Below are 23,102 nucleotides of genomic sequence, written 5' to 3' on the forward strand. Positions count from 1 at the left end.
TAGTACCAGCATTGTCATTTTTATTGTTCTAGTCATCCGTTTTTATCCTTAGCAGTTTCATTAACAATTAACTCTACTTCCTTATTTATTTTCCGGAAGTTGGTCATCAGTACTTCTTCCTTTCTGTTATTTCCTTTTTTATCAAGGAATGAGTAATAATCAGGCAATGCAACATAATTACCTTCCTCCTTTTTAATGCCGACCATATCAAGATTAATCTTGCCACTAATCGCAGATGTTTTATATTCGTCGGTGTTGTTTTCTTCGCCTTGAGCAATCATTCCCACCATTTCTCCGGTTTTAAGTGCTGCTATTTTACCGGCAGGAATCATGAAATCCATTTTTTCATTAATGCTTGTAGAAGTACCTGTCTGAGAGATTGACTGGGAGTAACTTTTCTGCTTAATCTTTCCAAACATTTTCTCCATCCAGTCTAACGTATTTTTATCTCTGGCAGATCCTGAAATAATATTTCCAACAATCGCCGAAATCGTATCTGCTACTTCCTTTTTGTAAAACTGACGCAACTGCGGAATTTCCTGCAGACCCAACAAAACCGCGATTTTATTACTTCTGGCTGTTGCTACTACATTGTCAATTTTATGAATGTAAATGGTTGGAAATTCGTCCGCAATAATTCCACCGGGCAAATTATGTTTGGAATTTATTAGCCGTAATGTTCTGTTTAAAACTGAAGAATACAGTGCAGAATTAATGTCTTGCGTTCCCGGATCAGAAGCCAAAATAATAATAGAAGGATTGTCTTTATCTGTAATTTTTAATTCTACTTCATCACCCGAAAAAACCCAAAAACTTTCTTTAGTTGCTAGCCGGGAAAGAAATATTTTTAACGTCCCAACTTGTCCTTCTAACTGATCAAATGCCTTATTATCATAAGCCGTTTTGAAGGGGGAAAGCAAAGAGAATATTTCTTCATTGGTAAAAAGTGTGTCAAAAATATCTTTATAACTCCTGTTCATAAAAGACAGGATGTGGGGTAAATCTGAATATTTTCCATTTTCAAATCGTGCAAAGAAATAGATACAGGAGGAGAGAAAATTGATGGCTGATTGCGTAAAAAACGCTTCTGATCCGCCACCCGAACTCGAACCCCCTTTTTGCAGAGAGGAAACCATTGATTCTGCCATCTCCTGGGCTTCTGCTAAGGTTTGTATGTATTCTTTTTTAAACGGATTTACCCTCCTAGATTTTTCTACTTCGTTTAAATTGATGACATGGAATTCGTGGTTATAATTTGGATCTTTATTTTTCTTTAGTAAATAGTGATAGTAGGCAATCTTGGCTAAATCTGGAAACTTGAAATCATAAATACAGAGACAAAAACCTTTATCAATCATTTGGCGAATGGCCGGATTAATGACTCCAAAAGATTTTCCTGAACCGGGCGTTCCAATGACCATCGTTCCTCTAAATGGGTTTATATTAATCCATCCTTTATTGGTTTTCTTATTGAATCGAAACAAATAGGGAATATTAACTGACGTGTCCGTTTTTACCAACTGCTGATTTTGCGCAAAACTTTCTTCTTCAACATTCCATCTATCTTTCCCCATTTTCTGCTGCATTAATTTTGAAATATTATCTGCACCAACTTGCGCCACCAATGCTCCTAAAAAGGATAAAAGTGTATAAATAATTTGATAGAAGTTTAAAGGCGGAATTATCTTTGGCAATTCATTGTTCCTTGCTTCCGAAATAATGAACAGAGAACTAAACATCAAGGCTAAGCCAACTATTATTGGCAGAATAATTTGCTTTCCAATATTAAGATCAATTTTCTTCTTGGCTTTTGTTCCAATCGCGACCAGTCCTATTAAAATTATTGTGCAAATCTTTGCATTCAAAGGTGGGTAAAATAGACCCATCTTAGAAAATTTTGTGAGGAGATCAGTGACAAATGGAATCTTTGCAGAAATAAAAAATAATGAAGCACAGTCCAGTAAAACGATGAAGTACACCATCTTTTGGAAAAAACTGTAAATCTTAATTTGATTCTGTTGTTCTTGCATTTTGCTTTCCTTTAAAAAGTATCAGCCTTCAAAATATCGGAATACTTAACGGTCATTTCTATGGCTCTGCCTGACAATTGTTCCTCCAATAGGCGTATTTTCATCACTTTACTGTTTGGGTAAGTGAACTTTTTGAAAACATAAATATTCCGATAACTTTTTCTAAATTGTTTCTGATTGTACAATTGGTAAACTGGAATTAATGCGATACTTTGGTTGTTTGTTGCCTTGTAGATCTTTTTATCTTCTACTGAAAATTTTAAGTCGTCGATATCGTATCCTAAGTTTGACGAATTGAGGAAAGTCATATCTAAAAACATGTAGTCATTCACGACGTACACATTATTAATCTGCATGGTCAGTTTTAAACTCTTCACCTCCCGCATTGGCTTGTTTACTATTTTTTGCCGCAGAATATTAAGCGAAAATTTCTGCAGTTCAGTACTTGAGAAAGCCATTTTGGGATATTCTAGAGGTTGCATATCTTCCGGCTGTATTTGAATATTCGTTACTGCATCTCTTTTAAAATCTAAATAATTGACTTTGTACTGCGCCATGTAAGATTGACAAACAATAGTGATGACACCCAAATCATCGATGTCAATATCCCTTTTGGTTGCAAGAGAATCTGAATCTGACACCTCAGTTATTTTAATCCTTGCAATATTTTCTGCCGGCAAATCGCCCGTTAAATTATTAGTAGATAAATCCACAAACTGAATCGGTTCAGGCGAAATGATATGAAGACTCACGCCCCTGGAAATTTCCAGATTGGTAAGATCTGTTACTCTTCTTTCCGCTGTTTCAGTTTGGGCAAAAGTTGATGCCGAAGAAAAAAGGAATATTCCACAAATCAGGTTCTTTATTGAATTTTTAATCATCGTTGTTTTTTTTAAGTTCTTTGTCATTTATAAGATATAAGTAGGAGTTGTATTTCAGTTTCGCTTTATTTTGCCGTATCATGCTTGCGATAGTTTTAGAAGTTGAACTGAATAAGCTGGAAAAAAGGCTCGTAAAAAAACTTTCTCCGCCGCTATCCATTTGAGTTCCTTGAACAGAATTACTACCCATTTCGCGGAGCATTTCCCGAAAGTCACTTTGCGGAATATAAAGTCCCTGCATTCCGTCCATATCAAAAACTGAAAGATTGACCGGCAAAATATTTCCGTCTTTTAAAATGGAGATTACATTGAGATTTACGCGCTGTAAGGAGAATCCTGAAATCTGACCATAAAGGATAGTTCCCTTATTTATTTTATGCTTTCCAACATTAATGTCTTCAAGTAATCTAAATCTAATTCTGCTTCCCAAGTAACCTTTGTTGTTCTCGTCTATCACCGCTTTAATAAAACTATCACCGTTTTGCTTTGCGATTGAATTGAAACTTGGATTGAGCGTCGATTTATCTACGCGAAGTGTGGAATTAAGAAAAGCGGCCATCTTTTCTTTGTTCTTTTTTAATTTATTTTCGGCCGCAAGCGCGGATTGATATTCTGGATCTTTTGCTTTTTCGAGAGAATCAATCATCAACATTTGTTTTTTCAACATTTTTACCGGATCACTTTCCACTTCATTTCTTGATGTTTCGAAACTATTTTGGTTGGCAGAGTTGGCATTCACATTTAATCCAGTTCCATTGCTTTCGTTATTAAGCATCCTGATCATTTCTGCGGAACGTTGAAAATCTTTCTCATCCGTATTTCTTTGAGACTTTTGGCTGTAATACGATTCATTTCCCGCATTTCCAGTGGCGCGGTTATTCAGACTTCGTACGATTTTTAGCGAATCTATGTAGCGCTTCTGGGCGTCGTCCAGATTTTCAGAATAATTCTGCAAACTGTCTTCATCTTTATCAATACCATCGAGCATAGATCGACCATCTCCTCTCTGGAATAAATCGTCATAGGCGGCGTTTTTTGAAAGAATAGAATCCTGCGTTTCGCCCAAATTCAGAGACAAGTCTTGAGATATTTCTTCTGGTTGTTTCTCTTTATCCATATATTTTGTAGTCTGAAATCCGAGAAATAAAATGACCGGTAATAGTATCAGAGGGAAAATATATTTAGGTTGTTTAAAATTAATTTTCTTAAAGTCCATTTTTTAATTTTTGATATTGGTTGAACAAGTATTCTATCCGTAGACTGTCATTTTTAGATAATGGACCACCTTCTCTTTTCTTTTTTAATGATTGCAGTTCATTTACAATCACATTGATTTTTTGATCGTTTTTGTCCATGTCAGCTTTTATCTGATCACTTTCGGTGTACATGGTCGGAATCTTGTTAACGGTAGAAAGCTTGGGTTTAAAGAAGTAATATTGAATGAAAATCAACCCAAAAGAAATCACCAAAACAACCATTACATACCGGTAAACTTTTTGCGGGTGCATGTAAATCCACTCCTTCAGTCGAAGTAGATTTTCTTTAATTGAATTATAGTTTAGTGTAAACATTAGTAATTAGATTTTGCTTTGTTAGACAATTCACTGTTATCTAAAATCCTCCAGTTTCTCAATAGTACTCCATGCGGATTGTTAGGACTTCGGATCATATCTTCAAAATTTCCTTCCGTAATTAACTTTCTGATTATTAAACTGTTTTTCCTATTGATCATTTGAGTGCCGTAATAGATGAATTTTTTGTTAGCTAAATCCATTTTTATCGAATCATTGCGTACTGTAACAAGAGAATTTCCCGAGATTATCTGATTATAAAAACCTTTTTCTCTCAAATTGGTGTATTCTTTCTTTCCGCTATCATCAATGAGATAAAGTGACTTTTCAACATTTTCTTTTATGTATCTGTCGTCCGGTGCAAGTGTGAAAAATAAGCGATGAAACAATTCAATTTGAGATTTGTACTCAACAGGTCTGTTTAGAAGTTCATCAGTCTGTTTTACTAAAATCGGTACACCATTATCAATTACATAAAGTGATTTTCTGGAATCCTGGACTAGTTTATAGGCGAAAACAAATCCAACAATTACGATCAAAACAGCAAATAGAATTGAGGCTATCGAAACCGTTTTATTGATTTTTATTTTTTGTTCTATATTTTTTACAAGCATTTTAAAGTGATTTCTGATTAGATAATAAGTTTGAAAAATTTGGTTTTAATCCTATTTTTTATTCATTTTATTTACTGATTTTGCAATTTCTCTCGCAGCCGTTATGGCACCTGCTGCGCCACCGGCGGCCGCTGCCGATGCTGCTCTTCCAACGCTTGCAACCGTTCCTCCTGCTGCTTTACCTTTGCTCATAATTCCAGCACCGCCTGCGGAAACAATTGAATCAGCGATTGACGGAACCATAAGAATTCCAATACCGGTTATGATGTAAGCAACACAAGGAAAAAGCGCCGTGTACATCATTCCGCTGTTTTGTACATAAACCCGAAGCGTGTTCATATCTGCAACACCCGTTGAATCAATAATAAGTGCGTATCGATCTAGTTCCATTTGATAACCCGACATGATGAGTTGTTGACCAATATTAATGATCGTGTAAGTGATGAAACTGTAGAGATTTATATTGATGAATTTGGTGACCCAATTACTAAATGAATTTTCGAATCCCGGAATAAGTGACATTCCAATCGCAATGGGACCCAAAACCAACAAAACATAACTCCATATTTTTTGAATAAAGAAAATAAGGTAAGTACAAACCCGAAGTATTGTTAAAGACACCGCTTCTATAATTTCAGATAGGGTTTTCTGGATTTTAAATTCCATTTTCATGTACCACTCTTTCGCAGGTGCAAGTAATTTGTCCACATCAATATCGAACCAACTGTCGTCTGCTTTTTTCTCCAGTTTATCTAAAGTTTCCTGTTTTGCTTCTTCCTCTGCCTGCGTTTTGATTAATACTTCTAATATTTGATTTTGCTTTTTAAACCGCTCTACGCGTAAATCATTTGCATCTTTCTCAATATCTTGAAAAAGCGCAATTCCTGGTTCTGCAAGTGATTGTAGTGGGTATTGAATCATGCTTGTGAAAGCACCCCAATACATTAATATAAAAGCAATAATTGTCGGACGAATCATTGGCGTGACCTCCCATGGTCTTGCTCCTTCCTGCATTTGCCAACCGAGATAACCCATATAACACAATGCTCCAAAACCACCGATTGCTTGTACTAACATTACAGCACCCGCAGATTGTGCAGCCATTGTAGTATCTAATTTTGTGAAGGCTTCCATAAACCATTTTTCAAATGCGCCGTCTCCTTTTAAAAATTGTAGTAGTTTGTTGTAACTTTCAGTATCACCTGTTTGTCCAAACACCACTGTCGGCAAAAGAAATAAGACAATACAGAAAATTAGAGTTAAGTGTTTTTTCATGATTTAAAATTTATTATGGTATTCAATCATTATTTTTTGCGCGATTTGTACATCTACAGAATTCCAGTCGGTTCCTAATTTCGTTTTTGACATTGTCAGCAATTTTTTATAGTCGAGAAATAAATTATTTTTTTGATCAAAAGCCCTTAACTGATTTTTAAAATTTCTCCAACCGATTAGGGTTTCATGGTACATCAGAAATCGTTTTCCGCGGGGCATGTCCATCGTACGTGAATTTTTGTATTGATCTTTAAGTAGTGCTAATTGTTTTTCAAGGTGCGCAATACCACCGTTTGCCAACATATTCTGATAAGTTTTATCATCCTTTAATTGCCATTGAATATAATTTTGAGGTTTCTCTGCAAAGTCATTTAAAGGTTTGAGCATTTTTTTATAATAGAGCAACCATAGTGGATCTGCTGCTACAGTTGCTGAAGTCCAGTGTGCTAAATCCTGCACATTTCTAGTATACAGAGTATCTACTTGTATTTTAATTTTTTCCGCTTCTTTTCTTTGTAATTCCAATTCGACAAGTCTTTGAACTTCAAGACCGGTTGATTTTAATGGACGGATATCTGCTCCGTCTTTATAATCTCTATTTCTCGCTGGAGCGAGCCAACCCCAAACAGTCGCATAAGCGAAATTGGTTTGAACCCCTAAAAAATATTTTGGATAGGGTCGGAAATCTCCCCAAGATTCAAACACCATTCTCTTATTGTGCGCAACAATTGAAGGATCGTTCAGTTTTTTCACTTGTCCAAAGACACCAACCGTAGTGCAGGAAAAAAGTGCTAATAGAAATGTTTTTATAAATTTTTTTTTCATCATTGTGTTTAAATTTTATTTGAAATGATCTGCATCATTTAGTCTAGTGATAGAATAAATTTGTACTTTTCGATAATTCCCTTCACAATCATTCTATCTAAATTGACATACGTATTAATGGTTGGGATCTGATAGATAAAAGGAATTTTCTTAGCGTTTTTCAGTCTAATTTTTATGCAGATTAAATACCCATTAATCATTTGTGCCTTAGTCGATAGGTTTTGAATCAATATTTGTCTGTCATAAGGATCGATTAAAAAATCATTTTCTTCATGCAGAATATCATTCGTTAGTTCTGATTGCATTTTCAAAAGCTCCTGCGCTGCACCGATGTAAAATCTATTCAATAAAATGGCATATTCAGGATATTGTGCAGTGAGAGACAAGACATCATTTGCATTGACGCCGATTTGGCCAAAGGTTTTTGACAAATAATACAATTGCTTTCCCTGCCTTATGGCAGCATTTACATTGGTGAGTTTGTCATAAATGAAATTTTGAATGGCAACGATTTGTGCTAACTTTTGATTGATTTCATCATACGTTTTCTTCTGTTTTTCATAGGAGTTTAAATAAGATTCATTGCTCGCCAAACGCACTGCTTGGTTTTTGGTTAATTGAATTAGTAGTTTATCATTATAGACAACAGTTTGAGCGTTCAACTTTAAAAAAGCAATGGAAACGATTATGGAAAAGAGTAATATGTTTTTCATAAAATCAAGTTAAAAATGACTGATGATCTGTTCTACAATCTGTTTGTCTTTATTGATATAATTAAGAATCACAAATTTTGTCCATTCCACTTTTCGCTTTATATCTCGAACTTTCATTAACATGAAAAGAGAATCTCTTCTCAAGTTTGTCACTTCTCCCAATGCGTATTCCAGTAATAATTTTCTTTCTGCTTTCTCCATTTGGTTTATAGCGCCGTAAGAAATCACGATACCTGAAAGTAATCTCACAACCATTTGCATATCATCTACAAACTTGATTTGGGCAGGTAATACCACAACCAAAGAATAAGGAGCAGTTTCGATTTCAGTAATAATTTTCGTTTGAATATCTTGTATTTTCTGACTTTCCAAAAAAATGGCATAACCTGTAGGAATGGCTTGCATGGCAAAATCCACCAGTCGTAATCTCTCCTGAATTTTGGTCGTGGTTTCTTTAAATTTTTCCCACTGCTTTTTGTTTACTACTTCAGTGGTCAAATTAATATCCTGTCGATTTTTCATCGTTTTTTGTCGGTCGTTCTCTTCCATGGTATGACGGATCTCTTGATTCATCATTGGAAAAGACACGTTTTCTTTTTGCCATGGCGGAGTTGTATTCCCACCCGAAGATGTTAAAACCACGTAAACTGCAGGTAAAATAATGGAAAGAATCAATCTCTTTTTCATGGCTTACTTTTTACGTTTAAAATCTATTTTTGTAAGTCCACATGATATTTTCAACAATACTTCTGTCTGTATTGATGTAGCCTTGAAAAGGATTGATTGATTGAAACCAACCCAATCTGATTGCCCGCTCAATATTTAGTTTTGTGGCAAGCAACCAGATTTTGAGCATCGTAACATTTTGTGAAACTGAAAAAAGCAGTTTGTACCGATCACCTGCTGTCGCAAGATTTAATTCTCCAGGTTTTAATAGGTCAGTTACATCGGTGGTCAATTTTATGACCTGCTCATATGCTTTTTGGGTTGCCTTAACACCAAAAACTGCATATTGAGGTTTGTCACTTGTCAATTCTAAAATATCGCTTGAATATTGTAAACATCGGTCTAAATCATTATAAATACTCACAACCTGTACTCCATTTTTTAAAGTTCCAGATACTTCATTTAAACCTTTTAATACTTTATTTTGAATATTATTTGCGACCGCCATTTGTGTGCTGACCCAAGTTTGAGCCTGCTGTAATTTGGTCTGTTGCTCAATCGTTTTTTCCTGTTGATTTTCTAAATTATCAGAATATAATTTAAGAGCGAGTGTGGTAGTCACATCGATGTACGTGTTTTGCGCAAAGGCAGAACTCCCGACCAATAAGAATATAGAGACACTAAACTTTTTCATATTCAAATTTTTTAGATTGAAGGAGATCTTTGAAATTCATTTGTCTATCAAGTAGTTCTTGACCAATTATTTTCAGAATGTTTTGTTGATTGTTTTGTTCTTTTACATGATTGTAGTATTCAAATACATCCTTATCCAATGGTTGTTGATAAAGATTAACTAAGCCAACCATATTTTCCATTTTATCATCAAGAATCGAAAAATCTCTGACAAATAATTGAAGTGCTTCATCGTAATTTTGACAGTGATCTGCGTAATATTCTATGGCAATTTTTTCGGGTTTTTCTGTGGTGTAGGTTAGATATTGTTCGAGTGAAACTTCATTTCCATAAACTTCTCCCTTGGATCCGCGCTTGATATAAAATTCTTTGAATCTGCTTCTTCCGAATTTATTGTTCAAATTATTAATGGTAAAAATCTTATTCTGTTCCACTTTATTTAAAGAAAGCAGCGAAGCAATTTTATCAAAATTATCCTTGAATTTTGTTTGATCCAGTAGAATGAATGTGTCAGAATTATTAATGATAGAATCTTTTACCACAGTGTTTCCAATGATATCATCCAACTCCTGGGTAACAACAACGGCTTCTCCCCAAAACTTTCTTACCGTTTTGTACAGATATAAAATATATCCACCCATTAATTTAGAAGCAATTGCTTTCCACGCTTCTTCAATAATTAATGCTTTTCTTCTATCTTTTCGCAAGCGCATTTTTTGGATAAAAGTGTCCATTATGATGAGCGTAACGATTGGAAATAATTTGGGATTGTCTTTTACATTATCAATTTCAAAGACGATAAATGGCTCATCAAACAAAGTATTGTCTGCATTTTCATTTAAGGTAGTTCCGTATCTTCCTCCTTTGTAAAAATCCTTTAGAACGAAAAGATATGTGCGCAGCTTAAATTCAGTTTCATCTATTTTGTGCTTTTTATTATTTAAATAAATTGGTAAGAATTGATCGCAATATTCATAGAAACTATTGAAGGATAATTCCAAAACAGATAGTTTCTCCTCCAATTCTATGATTTTTTTTATCAAAGCATTTCTAATCCCATAGTGCCACTCATCACTATTTTCAGGGCGTTTAATAATGGATTTTGTCTTAGTGATAATAAGTTGAGTTTCGTCATAGATCTTTCTTCGCTCTTCATCATTCAAAGTTTCATACGCTTCAAAGACTTTAAAAAATTTTGACGAATCATAATCAGGATTATTAGCGTTTTTATCTGGATGATACAACTGAATTAATTTCCGTCCTTTCTCTCGAATGTCTTTCGGACTTGCATCAAACATAATTTCCAAAATATCGTAATAGGTTTGATTTTCCTTTAAATCCTGTTCGTATTCTGCAACAATATCCTCTTCATGAATATTATATTTTCGCAGGTATTGAAATAATTCTTCTGAAGTTTTATTTTCAAACCAATCAGTTCCTCCATTAAAAAACTGGTGGTAATAAGACATCAAAACATTATCTAAAATGGATTTTTGTGTAGAACTCATCGTGGAATCTGCACCCTGCCAAATCAGGAAAATTAGATTGGTTAAGAATTCTATTTTTTCAATATTGAATTCATCCTTATCCATTAGAAATGGATTCATCGTAATTGGCTTTTCTTCCGTGTATTGAATATACCTTCCACCTTTATACGCGCAAAGTCCGGAATAAGAGTCTCCCGTATCAACAATGATTACATCATAATTGTAAGTGAGGTATTGCTCCACGATATTATTCATCAGGAAAGATTTACCAGAACCGGACGGACCAAGTACAAACTTATTTCTGTTATTTATTCTGCCGGTTTTCATTGGTAAATCTGAAGGATCTATTTTTAATGGGACGCCTTGTCTATCAGTAAATCGCAGATAGAAATTAGAATCTTCGTTCACGGGGTAACTTTCTTTAAAAAAAAAACAAACCGCTGCTTCGCTAGTCGTTGTAAAAAGATCATAAGATTTTAATTCCACTGCATTTCCTGGAATACAACAGCGAAAAAGTTCTAATTGATTATAGGAATTTTGCGAAACAATAATTCCTTTCATGAACAGTTTATTCTCAATCAAGGATTGGGTTTCTTCCATTTTTTCCAAAGAATCTGTGGAATGGGATATTGAAAAATGAGCGTCTACAATAAGTTGACCGTCCATTGCAATACTGTGTAACAGTTCATCTATTTCCTCTGCAACAATGGCATTCGTCGGAGAATTATTGGCTACACCTTCGTGTTTTTTCTTCTTTTTTTCTAATTCCCGTTGTTTCGGAGCTTGCTGTGGAATAGAAATAATTTGATTATAAACAATGGTTTTATAATCTTCCAATTCATTGATAAAAGAAAAATTATCTACCGCAGTTTCCGATGCAGAACCATTTCCACCTAAATAAGAATAGGTCTCAATTTCAGAAGGCAATTCAATTTTCTCAACATCCACAAAACTGATTGTTTTTACGAACTGAGTTCCAATAATTAAATGATCGCTGCCAGCTTTTATATTATTAAATGATGGTGTTTTGGAAAAGTTCATCGTAAGAACACCGTTGATATAATAATCGAAATCTTTCTCTTTCAGAAATTGCGGATCACATTCGTGCTGAGACAGCAGCATAAAAATCTTCAGACATTTATCACGCAGAACTTTATAAGCTTTTGCCGAATATTTGTAGGTATTTTTCTTGTTGTTCTGATCTACAATATCAGTAAAAAGCAAAAGCGTGTCAATTGTTTTAAATAATCTTCCGTCAAAATGTTTAGAATATTTATCTTGTAAAAATTCTGTGGATTTTTCTGCAACATACTTTTGTTTGCTGAAAATATCAATTTTCTGTACGATATGATTTTCCCCAATGATTGCAACAACCTGGTTTAAAATGGTATGAAATTGAAGATAAGAATCAGGATCCGCAGAATACTGTTCCACATTGTTTTTGATCTGAATTCCAATTATTGGATTTCCAAACTGTCCAATAAGCGCATCAAATTTCCATTTGTTGTCTTTCCCGTAATCATAGCCGATAAAAGGAATCTCAAATGTCTTTTTCTTTAGTTTCATACGTAGATATTTATTATTTTTAAAGGTCATATGTTATCGTCTTAATCGGAGTTTGTATTCAGATTTGATATGGGCGATTTCATATTCTACTTTTTTGCTAAAAGTTTTACATTTTTGAATTTGATAGGCATGATGTGTAATTCTTCTTCGTTTTTTGTTTTGTTATAAAGCCCTTTAGAATCCTGTGTTTTATAACTCAGAAAAATACCCGTTCCTCCAATTGCTCCTCCGATGAGCATTCCAAAAATCCCGAATAATGAAGATAGAATTGCGATGGTGACCAGTCCGCCGACGGCTGAACTCATTGCATAGTAGATGTACTTGTCTTTCAGACCGAAAAATATAAGGGGTTTTTTAAGCCCCTTATAAAGAAAGTACCCCACTAGAATATTGCCGCAATGAAGGTTGGAACTAACAGTAGGAAAATACACGCGCCACCCCAACCAACAATCTCTTTGTTGATGTCCTGGTCACCGTTCGTCCATTTGTTATAAATTCTGATTCCACCAACCGTTCCTACAATAGCACCAATAGCATAAATCAGTAATCCAAGATCATTGATATATCCTGAAATTGTAGTTGCGGCTGCACCCAATGCAGCACTTCCACCAGATTGCGCAAACGTAGTACTCAAGGAAAAGAGTACTACAAACGCAGTCAAACTTCTTTTCATCATTTTGTGTTTTTTCAAATTTTGATTCATCTTTTTTTAAATATTTAAGGTTTAATTTTGTGTTTTTAAATTCCTACTGCCTGATAGACTTTATGACCGTTTGCATTCGAAATCATTTGCACCGTAGTTTCTGCATCATTCAACATTTGGTACCACTTCTCTTTGTTAATTTTGCGAAGAATCTTGTTTGTGTCTTCAGTATTTACTTGATCCACAAATTCTGGCTCATTATTTTCTGCAGCAGTTACATCATTAGTAACATTGTGCACAACTCCGCTTTCTACAGCATCTAAATCAAAAGAATCTATATTTTGCTCCGATTCAAATCTTCGTCTCCAAACTTCTATATCTTCTCTTTCTTCCGAAATTTCAATGTCAACTGGAAACTCTTTTTTGTTAAATGATTTCGGCGTATTCAGATTTTCTACATCTTCTATTCCGACGGTTGTTACTGCATCTCTATTTTGCTCTTCAAATTCTACCAGCGAAAAGACATCAATTTCCTCGGTAACTAAAGTAGTTTCCTTTTTCACGAATAGATCGTACACGATATTTCCGATATAGTAGAGGAAGTAAAGCGCGATAAGGATGATTAAGAATTTTGTCATATTCAAAAATTTTTCTAATGATTGATAGTGAATTATTGGATTAAATATCGGTATCCAGGGTCTCATTGATATAGGTAATTAGTTCATTAAATGAATTTCTAACCGCATATTTCTGTTCATAGTTCAGTTGTCTGGTATTAATGGTTTGCAGACAGTTTCTCTTAAACACTGGACTTTTGATGAGTTTTCCATATTTATTGATTTCAGCATCCATTCCTTCCTGATTTAAATATTTATAACCTTTGTCATATTTTGATCGAATGAAAACCCGTTCTGCCTGACTTTCCAGCATTCCTAAAAAATTTACAAACACCAATGTTGATTTTGCAGAAACATCTGAATACTCAAATGGAATGATGATAAAATCACTATAAATCAATAGATCACTGTATTTTGCATCGAGCGTTCCGGCGAGATCAAAAAGGTTGACATCATCATTATCTTTTAAATCCAATATCGTTTCGAAATCTGAAAAAGGCTGCTCTACTACATCGCCTATAATTTCAACATCATATAACTTGGGCAGATCCAATAATTCATCCTCTTTCCATTTCTGGTAAAATGACTTTTGATAATCAAAATCGAAAACATTTATTTTCCTTTTAGAGATTGTCGAAACGTAATTTGCAAAAGTGATTGCAAGGGTCGTTTTTCCGGTACCTCCTTTTTGAGTTGCAAAAGTGATTATCATTGGTAGTTTTTTTTATTTCCGTTTTCTTCTTTTCCTGTTGAGTTCGTTTTCGCCGGGATCTTTTGCGGTTCCAGAAATCTTCATTATTTCAAATAGCATTTCATCTACTGCTTTCATCACTTCTCCTCTGGAATTTTTTTCGGATTGTGATCCTGATTTCTCACCACTTCCCATTTCTGAATTTAAAAATCCTCGATATTCTTTCTCTCCTATCAAACTCTTTAATTCACCAACAAAATGGTGTTTTGTGCTAATAGCATAGATTTGTCTACTTACACTTTTTATAATCGAAACCTTATCTTCATCATTCTTTTTGTCTGTATTATTTCTTAAATGATCTCTAACTTCGCTCTGGATTTCTCTATAAGTTTCAAGATCTTTCTTAACTCTGTTTTCAAAAAGCATAAAATCTTGCAGGTTCGCTTCCAGATTATTTTTATTAAAAATTTCCAATAAAATCAATTTTGATTCTTTATTCGGAATAGCAAAATCTTTCAATACTTCGAATAAACGCTTATCAACTTTCTCTTCGGTAAACTCAAATAGTTCACTCATTTTTAATATCTCGCTTCCTTTATAGACTTTCCCGGATTTATGATCGATCAACGAATATCCAAATGGCTGATGATTATCCTTATGATGAAACACGAGGTCTATTCCAAATAATTGTCTCAGTTTCTGCTGCAGTTCACTTTCAAATTCTAACTTTATTTTGAGTTCATTTTCTCCCAATTTATTTTTTATTGCAGGTAATACTGATTTTTGTTTTCTCCTGTCTTCAACCTTAAACACCTTGTTTGAATGAATATCTTTATACTTCAATAAGATTGCTTTTATCTGATTTTTCCTGCTGTCATTCTTATTCTTCCCAAAGTTTATATTGTTGATATTAATCGTCTTTCTTGTCACTCCGTTCTTTAGGACATCAAAGGCATTATCATCCAGTTTGTTTTTAATCAAAATAAAATCACTTCTTTCAAGCAGAGTTTCCAGTTGGTTGATCGTGCTGATTTTATAATTCAATAATTTTTCAAGTTCTTCATCGCGTTTAAGATCGTACAGTTTTTCAAGTGTTCTACTTAACGCTTCTTGTGATTTTAGTTTATCGAAACTATCGTTGATCTTTTTTCCAGTTGTCTTATCCACTCTTGTCGAAACGATGTGAACATGGTTATGATCAGTATCATTGTGAAAAACGACAGTGAAAGGCTGTTTTCCGTATCCCATTTCAACCATGAAGTTTTCTGCGATTTCGGAAAGTTCTTCTTTGGAATGTTCCTTAAACTTCGTCGAAATCATGACGTGGAATTGAGGTTTGACTATCTTTTTATTTCCAATAGAAATGGCTCGTAAATAATTTCTCACTTGTTGCTGACCGCTTGAGCCATTAATGAAAGAAGGAAAGTTTTTCATCATCATCAATTCTCCTTTTCCATCGTTTATTTTTTTTTCGTTGTAATTCACTCCGGGAAAACTTGAACCTGCCGCCAGCATAATTTTTACGATCATTTCGCAAGCATTGAATAAATCTTTTCAAAAATTTTATTTTGCTCTTTTTTTAGTGTTGTCAATTGTATAATCTTACTCGTAAATTTTTCCATTTCGACATCACTTATAGATTTCTGTCCGTTTGCAATTCTGGCTACTTGGTTAATGTTGGTTTGTATTTTTATAAATAAATTATCTTGCTTTTCCATGAATGCCAGAATCTCTTTCCGCTCATTATCGAAAACCCTGTTTTCTACAGAATCGATAATAAAACTGGTTAAAGTGATTTGCTTTTCATCGCAAAACTTTTTCCAGAATTGCTTCTTTTCTTTCTCAATACGAAATTTTATAGAACCGGTATCATCTCTCATTTTATATCGCACAATAAAATTGTTAAACCTTTTTTCCTTCTATCATTCCGGGATCCACTGCATAACTCCACTAACTGATTTCAATAAATAGTTACCTGAATTTGGAGGAATTGGAACTGAAAGCAGTGAATTTTTTTCTTCCCAACCAAAAGTGCCATCTGTTTTAGAAACAATTATTTTAGTGTATTCATTTCCGCTCTCTAATTGCGATGGATTGACTATTAATTTTCCATTTAACTTAAACCATCGTTCTAAAAAATCACCCGTTACCAACGCATTCGAAAGAGAACTTAAACCTGGATTAATGAAAACTCCGTCCAATGTTACCGAGTTATAATCAATTGCACGGAGAGAATTATTGGAATGAATAATGAGTTTGTTATTAAGATTGAGTTCGCCAAAACCAGCTGCTGTTCCTATAAAAACATTATTGTTCCCAAGATTTGTGACAGGTTCTGTACCACTTGATGACCCTGCACTATTCCCAATAAGAATATTATAGTTGCCCAGATTTCTGAATTGTCCTGCTTTGTAACCGAATATGGAATTGAAACTTCCAACTTTGTTGTGGTAGGCTGCAGCCATTCCGAACAGGGAATTTTTATGTCCGACTGTATTATTAGTTCCTGCTTCGTCACCAAAAAAAGAATTGGCATTACCCGATGTTGTTTTTTGTCCTGCAAAACTTCCAATAGCGGTTGAATAAGTTGAAGTTGTAATGTTTTCTAGTGATCCATAACCAAATCCTATATTGTAATTTCCGGTATGGTTGGGATTCATATTTCCGAAATACATGGAGTAGGTATTTTCATTCATTCCCAAAGCTCCATCTCGTAAAGGATTTGCTGCACTTCCGATAAATGAAATATATTTTGGAGAATAGTTTCCCCGTCCAACTACATCTTCAAGAGTATCATCTTCAAATGCTTTCCACAAGTTTCCATCAAAATAATAGAACCCTCCTACCACCACATTAATTACCTGACCAGCAAGATTATTGGGTACTGAAGTAACGAATACAATAGCTCCTTTTTTTGTAGAAGAATAAAATTTTGCCGCTAGTTGATCACCGGTAATTCTGGGTGGAATGATGCCATCATAGTGGTTTAAATCATCTGGCTTTCCAACAACTTCAAAAGTTGTTTCCGGGTTTTGTGTATTTATTCCGACCTGTCCCTGTAATGAAAGGGTAATTAAGCACAAAAGAAAATAAAGTATTCGATTCATATTTTTGACTTTTAATTTCAGGACAAAATTGAGGAATCAGCACATACGAAACAACACTGTATCAATGGTTTGGGCTAAAAACGATTAATCTGCGTTCAGATTTGAATTAAAAAGTCTAAAAAAGAGTAATCTGGGTTATTCTGGCATTTGCCTCCTATTTCCACAAAAAAAAACGAGTTCCGAAGTTTTTTCCCCTTTTGCAAAAAGGCAAGATTCGTCTTTGTAACCCAACTTGAAAAGTTGTGGGTACAAAGACACATCTTGCTATTCAAAACCACTTTATTTTTAAGAGTTTTGAAAAACTATTTATAAAACTGATAAACAATTGATTTATATCAAGTTAGAAACGATTGCTTTTAAAAAAGAAAAGAAATTGGCGTAGCGCTATTTTACGCAGGTTAATTGGAAACCTATATTTAATTTAGGCAGGTGCTGTTACTATTTTACCTAGGTTTTGGAACTGACCTTTGTTTATTTTACGCAATAACCTACAGTTTATTTACGCATTCAATAATTTGCATCTATGTTTAAATTACGCAAGTTTAAGAAAAATACCTGTGCTTGATTTGCGCAGGTTTCAACAATAAAAGGATAGAATTTTCTAAATGACCCTATATTAATTTATGTAGGTTGGAATACTGAATTGGATTTTTGATTTAATAATTTAACAAACTTTAAAGATTTTTTATTTTCAAACTTAATTTGCCGAAAGGAAATCAATTGTTTATTTTTATTGTCTAATTTTAAATATGTTCCAGAAAACGATTCTTTCCAAATATCTTCAAACTCAAAATCCTGAAAATCTCATTACACAATGGGATTTATTTCGTGCGCATTTTCACAATCCTGTTATTCAGGCAAACATCAGAAATAGTAAAGAAGAACAATATCAAGAAGGTTTTCTGAGAGACTTGTTTGTTTCTATTTTAGGATATCAACTTAATCCTGCACACAACTTTAACCTTACTACAGAATACAAGAATATAAAGGACAGTAAGAAAGCAGACGGAGCCATTATCATTAATGATAAAGTTATTGCAATCATTGAGCTGAAAGGAACAAATACCACAGATTTATCCAAAATTGAGGATCAAGCTTTTGGGTACAAAAATAATCAGGAAAATTGCAAATATGTTATTACTTCTAACTTCGAAAAATTGAGGTTTTATGTAGATAATGCCATTGAAAATATAGAGTTTAATCTCTTTGAATTATCGCAAGATCAGTTCAATTTAATGTATCTCATTTTGGCATTTGAAAATATTAAAAATGATATTCCAAAAAAACTAAAAGATGAATCGCTGAACCAAGAAGACATCATCACGAAAAAATTGTACAAAGATTATTCGGTTTTCAAAAGGGAATTATTTCAAAACTTAACGCAGCTTAATCCGGAATATGATCCACTAATACTTTTTCAGAAATCGCAAAAATTATTGGATCGCTTGCTTTTTCTTTTTTTTGGAGAAGACCGAGGTTTATTGCCACCAAATTACATTAGAAAAATAATTGGAGATTGGAATAAGTTGAAAGATTTAGATGCTTACTTTCCGCTTTATGACCGTTACAAACAAAATTTCGAGTATTTAAATTCGGGCTCAAATCCAGAAGTTTATGCTTACAATGGTGGTTTATTTAAAGAAGATGAAATTCTGGATCATATTAAAATTGATGATAAAATCTTGTATGAACACACCTATAAACTCTCTCAATATGATTTTGCAAGTGAAGTAGATGTAAATATTCTCGGTCATATTTTCGAAAATTCTTTGAATGAAATTGATGAAATAAAAGCAGAATTAGAAGGACAGGAAATTGACAAGTCTAAATCCAAACGCAAGAAAGACGGCGTTTTCTACACGCCAAAATACATTACCAAATACATTGTAGAAAATACGGTGGGTAAATTATGCGAAGAAAAGAAAACCGAATTCGAAATTGTAGAGGAAGAATATTCCAGCGATAAAAAAAGACAACAGAAAACCCTTAAAAATCTGCTCAATAAGTTAGATGAGTACAGAGCTTGGTTGTTGCAAATTACCATCGTAGATCCTGCGTGTGGTTCTGGAGCATTTCTGAATGAAGCATTGAATTTTTTAATTAAAGAACACCAATACATCGATGAACTTGAAGCAAAACTCAGAAATGTTCCTATTATATTTTCTTATCACAGCGAAAGTATTTTAGAACACAATCTTTTTGGGGTTGATTTGAATGAAGAATCTGTAGAAATTGCAAAACTTTCACTTTGGTTGCGAACTGCAGAACCCAACCGAAAACTAAACAGTTTGAACAACAACATCAAGTGTGGAAATTCTTTAATAGACGATCCAGAAGTTGCCGGAGAAAAAGCATTTAATTGGAAGGAAGAGTTTCCACAGGTTTTTGCTAAAGGTGGATTTGATGTGGTGATCGGAAATCCACCGTATGTAAATTCAAAGGGTTTAAATTTTAAAAAAACAGAGAAAGACTATTTTTATAGCAATTACAAAACTGCGATTTACCAAATTGATACTTATATTCTTTTTTTAGAGAAATTAAATTTAATCCTGAAAAATAAAGGAAAAGGAAGTTACATTATTCCAAATTCGTGGTTAAATAACTTGTTTCTAAAAGATGTAAGAAAATACATTTTAAACAATTTTTTTATTATTGAGATTGCGAATACTCCGAGTGGTGTTTTTAGCGATGCGAATGTTGATACAATAATTCTTAATGTTGAAAATACAAAAAAATTTAATTCCAAAATTAAAATATTTCAACTTGAAAATAATGAGTTTATATTTAATCATTTTTCCGAGCAAAATGATTTTATTGACAATCCAAACCATACTATAGATATCTTTTCAGATAGAGATACTCTAAACCTTATAAATAAAATTGAATCAAATAAGAAAAAATTAAATACATTCTGTAAAATTGGAAGAGGTGTTGGAGTTTATCATAAAAGAGTTGGACATACAAAAGAGATTATTGCTGAAGATCCATATCAGTCAAATACTAAAAAGGATAATACATTTGTTCCATATTTACGAGGTAAAAATGTTGGGTTTTATTCTTACCAATGGCAAAATGATTCATACATCAGTTATGGAAATTGGCTTGCAGAACCTAGAGAAAAGGATTTTTTTGAGGGAAATAGGATTGTTTTAAGACAAATTCCAGGTAAAGAAAAGTTATTAGTTACATTTTTGGAAGACCACTTTATAATTGATCAAAGTGTCTTTATTGCAAGGTTCTTAATTGATGAAATTGCTCCTAAATATATTCTGTCTATCCTTGGATCAAAATTGATATTCTTTTACTTTAAAAATAAGTATTCTGAATTTGATGATTTATTTCCAAAAGTAAAGTTGCAACATTTCAAGGACTTTCCAATAAGAAACACTTCCCCAGAATTTCAAAAACCCTTCATCGAAAAAGCAGATGAAATGCTTTCTCTCAATAAAACGCTCCAAGAAATTTCCGCAAAATTCCAAAGAACCTGCGAAAGGAAATTTGAGAATTTAAACTTAACCAAAAAACTGCAAGATTGGTATAATCTCTCTTATGCAGATTTTATCAAAGAATTAAGCAAACAAAAAATAAAACTTACCCTTTCCGAAGAAGCAGAATGGGCAGACTATTTTGACCAAGAAAAAAGCAAAGCTTTAGAAATACAATCTAAAATTGCAAGTACAGATAAGGAAATAGATCAAATGGTTTATGAGCTTTATGGGTTGAGTGAGGAGGAGATTGGCATTGTGGAGAATTGAAAATCTAATTGAGAGGCATGGAAACAAATAGAGGTAAAGATCTAGAAAAATTGGTTAGAATTATAGAAGAAGTTTATAAGACTAATAATGAGACAGTAATTCACAGTAATTATAAAATTGAGAATACTGATGGCAATAAAAGAGAGTTAGATATATTTATCGAATCTAATATAAATGGTTACAATGTTAAAATAGCCATCGAATGTAAAGAATATAAATCGAAAGTTTCAGCTTCTGTGGTGGAAGCATTTCATTCCAAATGTTTAAGAATTCCAGAAATCAATAAAAAAATAATCGTTTCTAAAAAGGGTTTTCAGAGGGAAGCATTTGCTGCTGCAAAAAATTTCGGAATTGAGCTTTATAATTTGGAAGAGGTTGAGAAGAATTCGGATGAAATTTTTTTTATTCCACTGAAAAAATTTGTTCCTGTCTTTACGGGCTATACAATTGAATCTCTCGATTGTTGTACTGAATTGATTCAAGAAATTAGTGAAGAAAAAATAAATCTAAAACATTTGGATTTTGAGATATTTGCTGCTGAATCGGATACAACTTATAATTTTAGTGAAATTATTCGGCAAGGTTTACAACCAATATGGAGTGCATTTGGTTACTCAGCATTTTTTCATTGGTTGCGAAACAAAAATGTTATCCAGGCAGAACCTTTTGTAGTTACGTGCGAAGGAGTTTACTTTTTTTACGATGAAAAGAAAATATTTTTAAATCAAATTAAGGGATTTGTCAATTTTAGATGTGACGAGATTGCAATTAAAACAGATAATAAAGTTTTACTCAATTCCAACAACAAAAATATTAAGGCATTTACTCAAACTTTTACTGATGAGAGCAAGAAATTAAAGGGAGAAATAATTATAGATAAGGAAAACAATGTACATTTTTTCGACTCCTCAAATGACGTACCTGTTAAATTACAAGTCATCGCCAAATATGATCCAAGTACGGATAAAATGGATTTCCTTTAACATACAAATTTGCTAGGTGTTTTTAAATTGGGTTTGATATTCCTGAACAATATTCTGCACAGATTGAGGCAGTCCAGCAAATCCTTCGTTACCAACTTTATATATTTTATGAAGATCGTTAATTAAAAATGCAGTTAATAAATTTGCTTGCGTTACTGCTAAATATTCTGCTACTGCTTTTTCTCGATCAGTCAAACTATTATTCTGTATAACGCTCCAATAAGAGGTGTGAATATGAGTGGATGAATAGGAATACCAATCTTTGAAAGTGTTTTCTTTAATTCCTGTATTCATAATTATCTGATTAATAGAAATTTTCTTTTTATTAGAATCTTTATTTTGGAGAGATTCAGATGTAAACTTCCAACATGCAGAATTTATCAAATAGTTCTGGTTTCTCTCTGTTAAGTTTTTGTATAATGGAATAATCTTAATAATTTCTATACATTCTAACTTTTCTTTTTCCAATTGTAGATCCCTATCCACTTTAAATTCATTATCTCTCTTATAATTTTGTCGGGATTTTATTGCATCTAATTCCCATAATCTAAAACGAAGTATTTTCTCTTCCATTTCACATTTTCGATCTACAAATAGATGATAAAAAACGGCATAATTCTCAAATTGGTTTCTCAGTAATGAAAATAATGAAGAAAAATCAATTAGTCTTTCTTCATTTATAAATATTCCATTCGAGAAAAGTAAATCAATGCTGTGGGCTTGATTTAAGAATTTTCTTGCAACTTTTTCAGAAAACACAAACCATCTATTATCATCTGTGTTCTTTTCTTCAATTATATTAATTGTTGAGAAAAGTGTTTTCAGTAAAATTTTATACTCATTTTTTAAAGTAACTATTTCATTTTCTTTTGGAAATAAATTTGTCATTATGTAATCTCACCCATCTTAGGCACACTCAAAAGTAGAGTTTTTTGTTAATAATTTATTGTTGTCATTGTTAAAATTTTGTTGGAATGTGGGAAAC

21 protein-coding genes are annotated in these 23,102 nt (G+C 33.1%); 2 read left to right on the forward strand and 19 right to left on the reverse strand.

Going from position 1 to position 23,102, the window contains the following annotated elements; all coding sequences use genetic code 11:
• Nucleotides 1-32: 32 nt before the first annotated feature.
• The 18 genes from BW932_RS12160 to BW932_RS12245 form a co-directional block, all read right to left on the reverse strand.
• Entirely contained in the window at nucleotides 33-2,030 is a 1,998-nt protein-coding gene (locus BW932_RS12160) for a type IV secretion system DNA-binding domain-containing protein (protein WP_076387954.1), read from the reverse strand.
• Between the two features lie 11 nt (nucleotides 2,031-2,041).
• Nucleotides 2,042-2,911, reverse strand: a complete 870-nt coding sequence (traN, locus tag BW932_RS12165) for a conjugative transposon protein TraN (protein ID WP_084566521.1) — start codon at nucleotides 2,909-2,911, stop codon at nucleotides 2,042-2,044.
• On the reverse strand, nucleotides 2,904-4,127 hold the full coding sequence (gene traM / locus BW932_RS12170) for a conjugative transposon protein TraM (RefSeq protein ID WP_076387956.1): 1,224 nt from the start codon (nucleotides 4,125-4,127) through the stop codon (nucleotides 2,904-2,906). The genes traN and traM overlap by 8 nt, the downstream gene beginning before the upstream one ends.
• A complete protein-coding gene (locus BW932_RS12175) occupies nucleotides 4,117-4,482 on the reverse strand; it encodes a hypothetical protein (protein WP_143745558.1) in 366 nt (121 codons plus the stop codon). The genes traM and BW932_RS12175 overlap by 11 nt, the downstream gene beginning before the upstream one ends.
• Nucleotides 4,482-5,096: a conjugative transposon protein TraK gene (traK, locus tag BW932_RS12180; protein ID WP_076387958.1), complete on the reverse strand. Its 615-nt coding sequence runs from the start codon at nucleotides 5,094-5,096 to the stop codon at nucleotides 4,482-4,484. The genes BW932_RS12175 and traK overlap by 1 nt, the downstream gene beginning before the upstream one ends.
• Before the next feature lie 51 nt (nucleotides 5,097-5,147).
• On the reverse strand, nucleotides 5,148-6,371 hold the full coding sequence (locus BW932_RS12185; protein ID WP_076387960.1) for a hypothetical protein: 1,224 nt from the start codon (nucleotides 6,369-6,371) through the stop codon (nucleotides 5,148-5,150).
• A gap of 3 nt (nucleotides 6,372-6,374) precedes the next feature.
• Nucleotides 6,375-7,199, reverse strand: a complete 825-nt coding sequence (locus tag BW932_RS12190) for a hypothetical protein (protein WP_084566518.1) — start codon at nucleotides 7,197-7,199, stop codon at nucleotides 6,375-6,377.
• 35 nt (nucleotides 7,200-7,234) lie between these two features.
• Nucleotides 7,235-7,909 carry a hypothetical protein gene (locus tag BW932_RS12195; RefSeq protein ID WP_076387962.1) on the reverse strand — a complete coding sequence of 225 codons (675 nt, stop codon included), beginning with the start codon at nucleotides 7,907-7,909 and terminating at the stop codon, nucleotides 7,235-7,237.
• A gap of 9 nt (nucleotides 7,910-7,918) precedes the next feature.
• Nucleotides 7,919-8,596, reverse strand: a complete 678-nt coding sequence (locus BW932_RS12200) for a hypothetical protein (RefSeq protein ID WP_076387964.1) — start codon at nucleotides 8,594-8,596, stop codon at nucleotides 7,919-7,921.
• A gap of 16 nt (nucleotides 8,597-8,612) precedes the next feature.
• Nucleotides 8,613-9,269 (reverse strand): hypothetical protein, encoded by a 657-nt coding sequence (locus BW932_RS12205; RefSeq protein ID WP_076387966.1) that lies wholly within the window; start codon nucleotides 9,267-9,269, stop codon nucleotides 8,613-8,615.
• Entirely contained in the window at nucleotides 9,256-12,321 is a 3,066-nt protein-coding gene (locus BW932_RS12210; RefSeq protein WP_076387968.1) for a TraG family conjugative transposon ATPase, read from the reverse strand. The genes BW932_RS12205 and BW932_RS12210 overlap by 14 nt, the downstream gene beginning before the upstream one ends.
• Before the next feature lie 86 nt (nucleotides 12,322-12,407).
• Nucleotides 12,408-12,626 carry a hypothetical protein gene (locus BW932_RS12215; protein WP_313501102.1) on the reverse strand — a complete coding sequence of 73 codons (219 nt, stop codon included), beginning with the start codon at nucleotides 12,624-12,626 and terminating at the stop codon, nucleotides 12,408-12,410.
• Nucleotides 12,627-12,703: 77 nt separating this feature from the next.
• Nucleotides 12,704-12,997, reverse strand: coding sequence for a DUF4134 family protein (locus BW932_RS12220; protein WP_245820740.1), 294 nt, complete (start codon nucleotides 12,995-12,997; stop codon nucleotides 12,704-12,706).
• A 62-nt stretch (nucleotides 12,998-13,059) separates the two neighbouring features.
• Nucleotides 13,060-13,602, reverse strand: a complete 543-nt coding sequence (locus tag BW932_RS12225) for a hypothetical protein (protein WP_076387974.1) — start codon at nucleotides 13,600-13,602, stop codon at nucleotides 13,060-13,062.
• 40 nt (nucleotides 13,603-13,642) lie between these two features.
• Entirely contained in the window at nucleotides 13,643-14,293 is a 651-nt protein-coding gene (locus BW932_RS14255; protein ID WP_076387976.1) for a ParA family protein, read from the reverse strand.
• Between the two features lie 12 nt (nucleotides 14,294-14,305).
• Entirely contained in the window at nucleotides 14,306-15,802 is a 1,497-nt protein-coding gene (locus tag BW932_RS12235; RefSeq protein WP_076387978.1) for a relaxase/mobilization nuclease domain-containing protein, read from the reverse strand.
• Complete coding sequence (locus BW932_RS12240) at nucleotides 15,799-16,152, reverse strand: hypothetical protein (RefSeq protein WP_076387980.1); 354 nt, start codon at nucleotides 16,150-16,152, stop codon at nucleotides 15,799-15,801. Before BW932_RS12240 ends, BW932_RS12235 begins: the two co-directional genes overlap by 4 nt.
• Before the next feature lie 42 nt (nucleotides 16,153-16,194).
• Nucleotides 16,195-17,379, reverse strand: coding sequence for a hypothetical protein (locus BW932_RS12245; protein ID WP_076387982.1), 1,185 nt, complete (start codon nucleotides 17,377-17,379; stop codon nucleotides 16,195-16,197).
• Between the two features lie 749 nt (nucleotides 17,380-18,128).
• Between BW932_RS12245 and BW932_RS12250 the strand changes: the two genes are divergently transcribed.
• Together BW932_RS12250 and BW932_RS12255 are read left to right on the forward strand one after the other, a co-directional pair.
• Nucleotides 18,129-21,134 carry an Eco57I restriction-modification methylase domain-containing protein gene (locus BW932_RS12250; RefSeq protein ID WP_076387984.1) on the forward strand — a complete coding sequence of 1,002 codons (3,006 nt, stop codon included), beginning with the start codon at nucleotides 18,129-18,131 and terminating at the stop codon, nucleotides 21,132-21,134.
• Between the two features lie 17 nt (nucleotides 21,135-21,151).
• Complete coding sequence (locus BW932_RS12255) at nucleotides 21,152-22,117, forward strand: restriction endonuclease (protein WP_076387986.1); 966 nt, start codon at nucleotides 21,152-21,154, stop codon at nucleotides 22,115-22,117.
• A gap of 12 nt (nucleotides 22,118-22,129) precedes the next feature.
• On the opposite strand, the gene BW932_RS12260 is transcribed toward BW932_RS12255, so the two are convergent.
• Nucleotides 22,130-23,005 carry a hypothetical protein gene (locus BW932_RS12260; RefSeq protein WP_076387988.1) on the reverse strand — a complete coding sequence of 292 codons (876 nt, stop codon included), beginning with the start codon at nucleotides 23,003-23,005 and terminating at the stop codon, nucleotides 22,130-22,132.
• Nucleotides 23,006-23,102 lie beyond the last annotated feature (97 nt).

The organism is Kaistella chaponensis, from assembly GCF_900156725.1.
In the GTDB taxonomy this organism is placed as follows: domain Bacteria; phylum Bacteroidota; class Bacteroidia; order Flavobacteriales; family Weeksellaceae; genus Kaistella; species Kaistella chaponensis.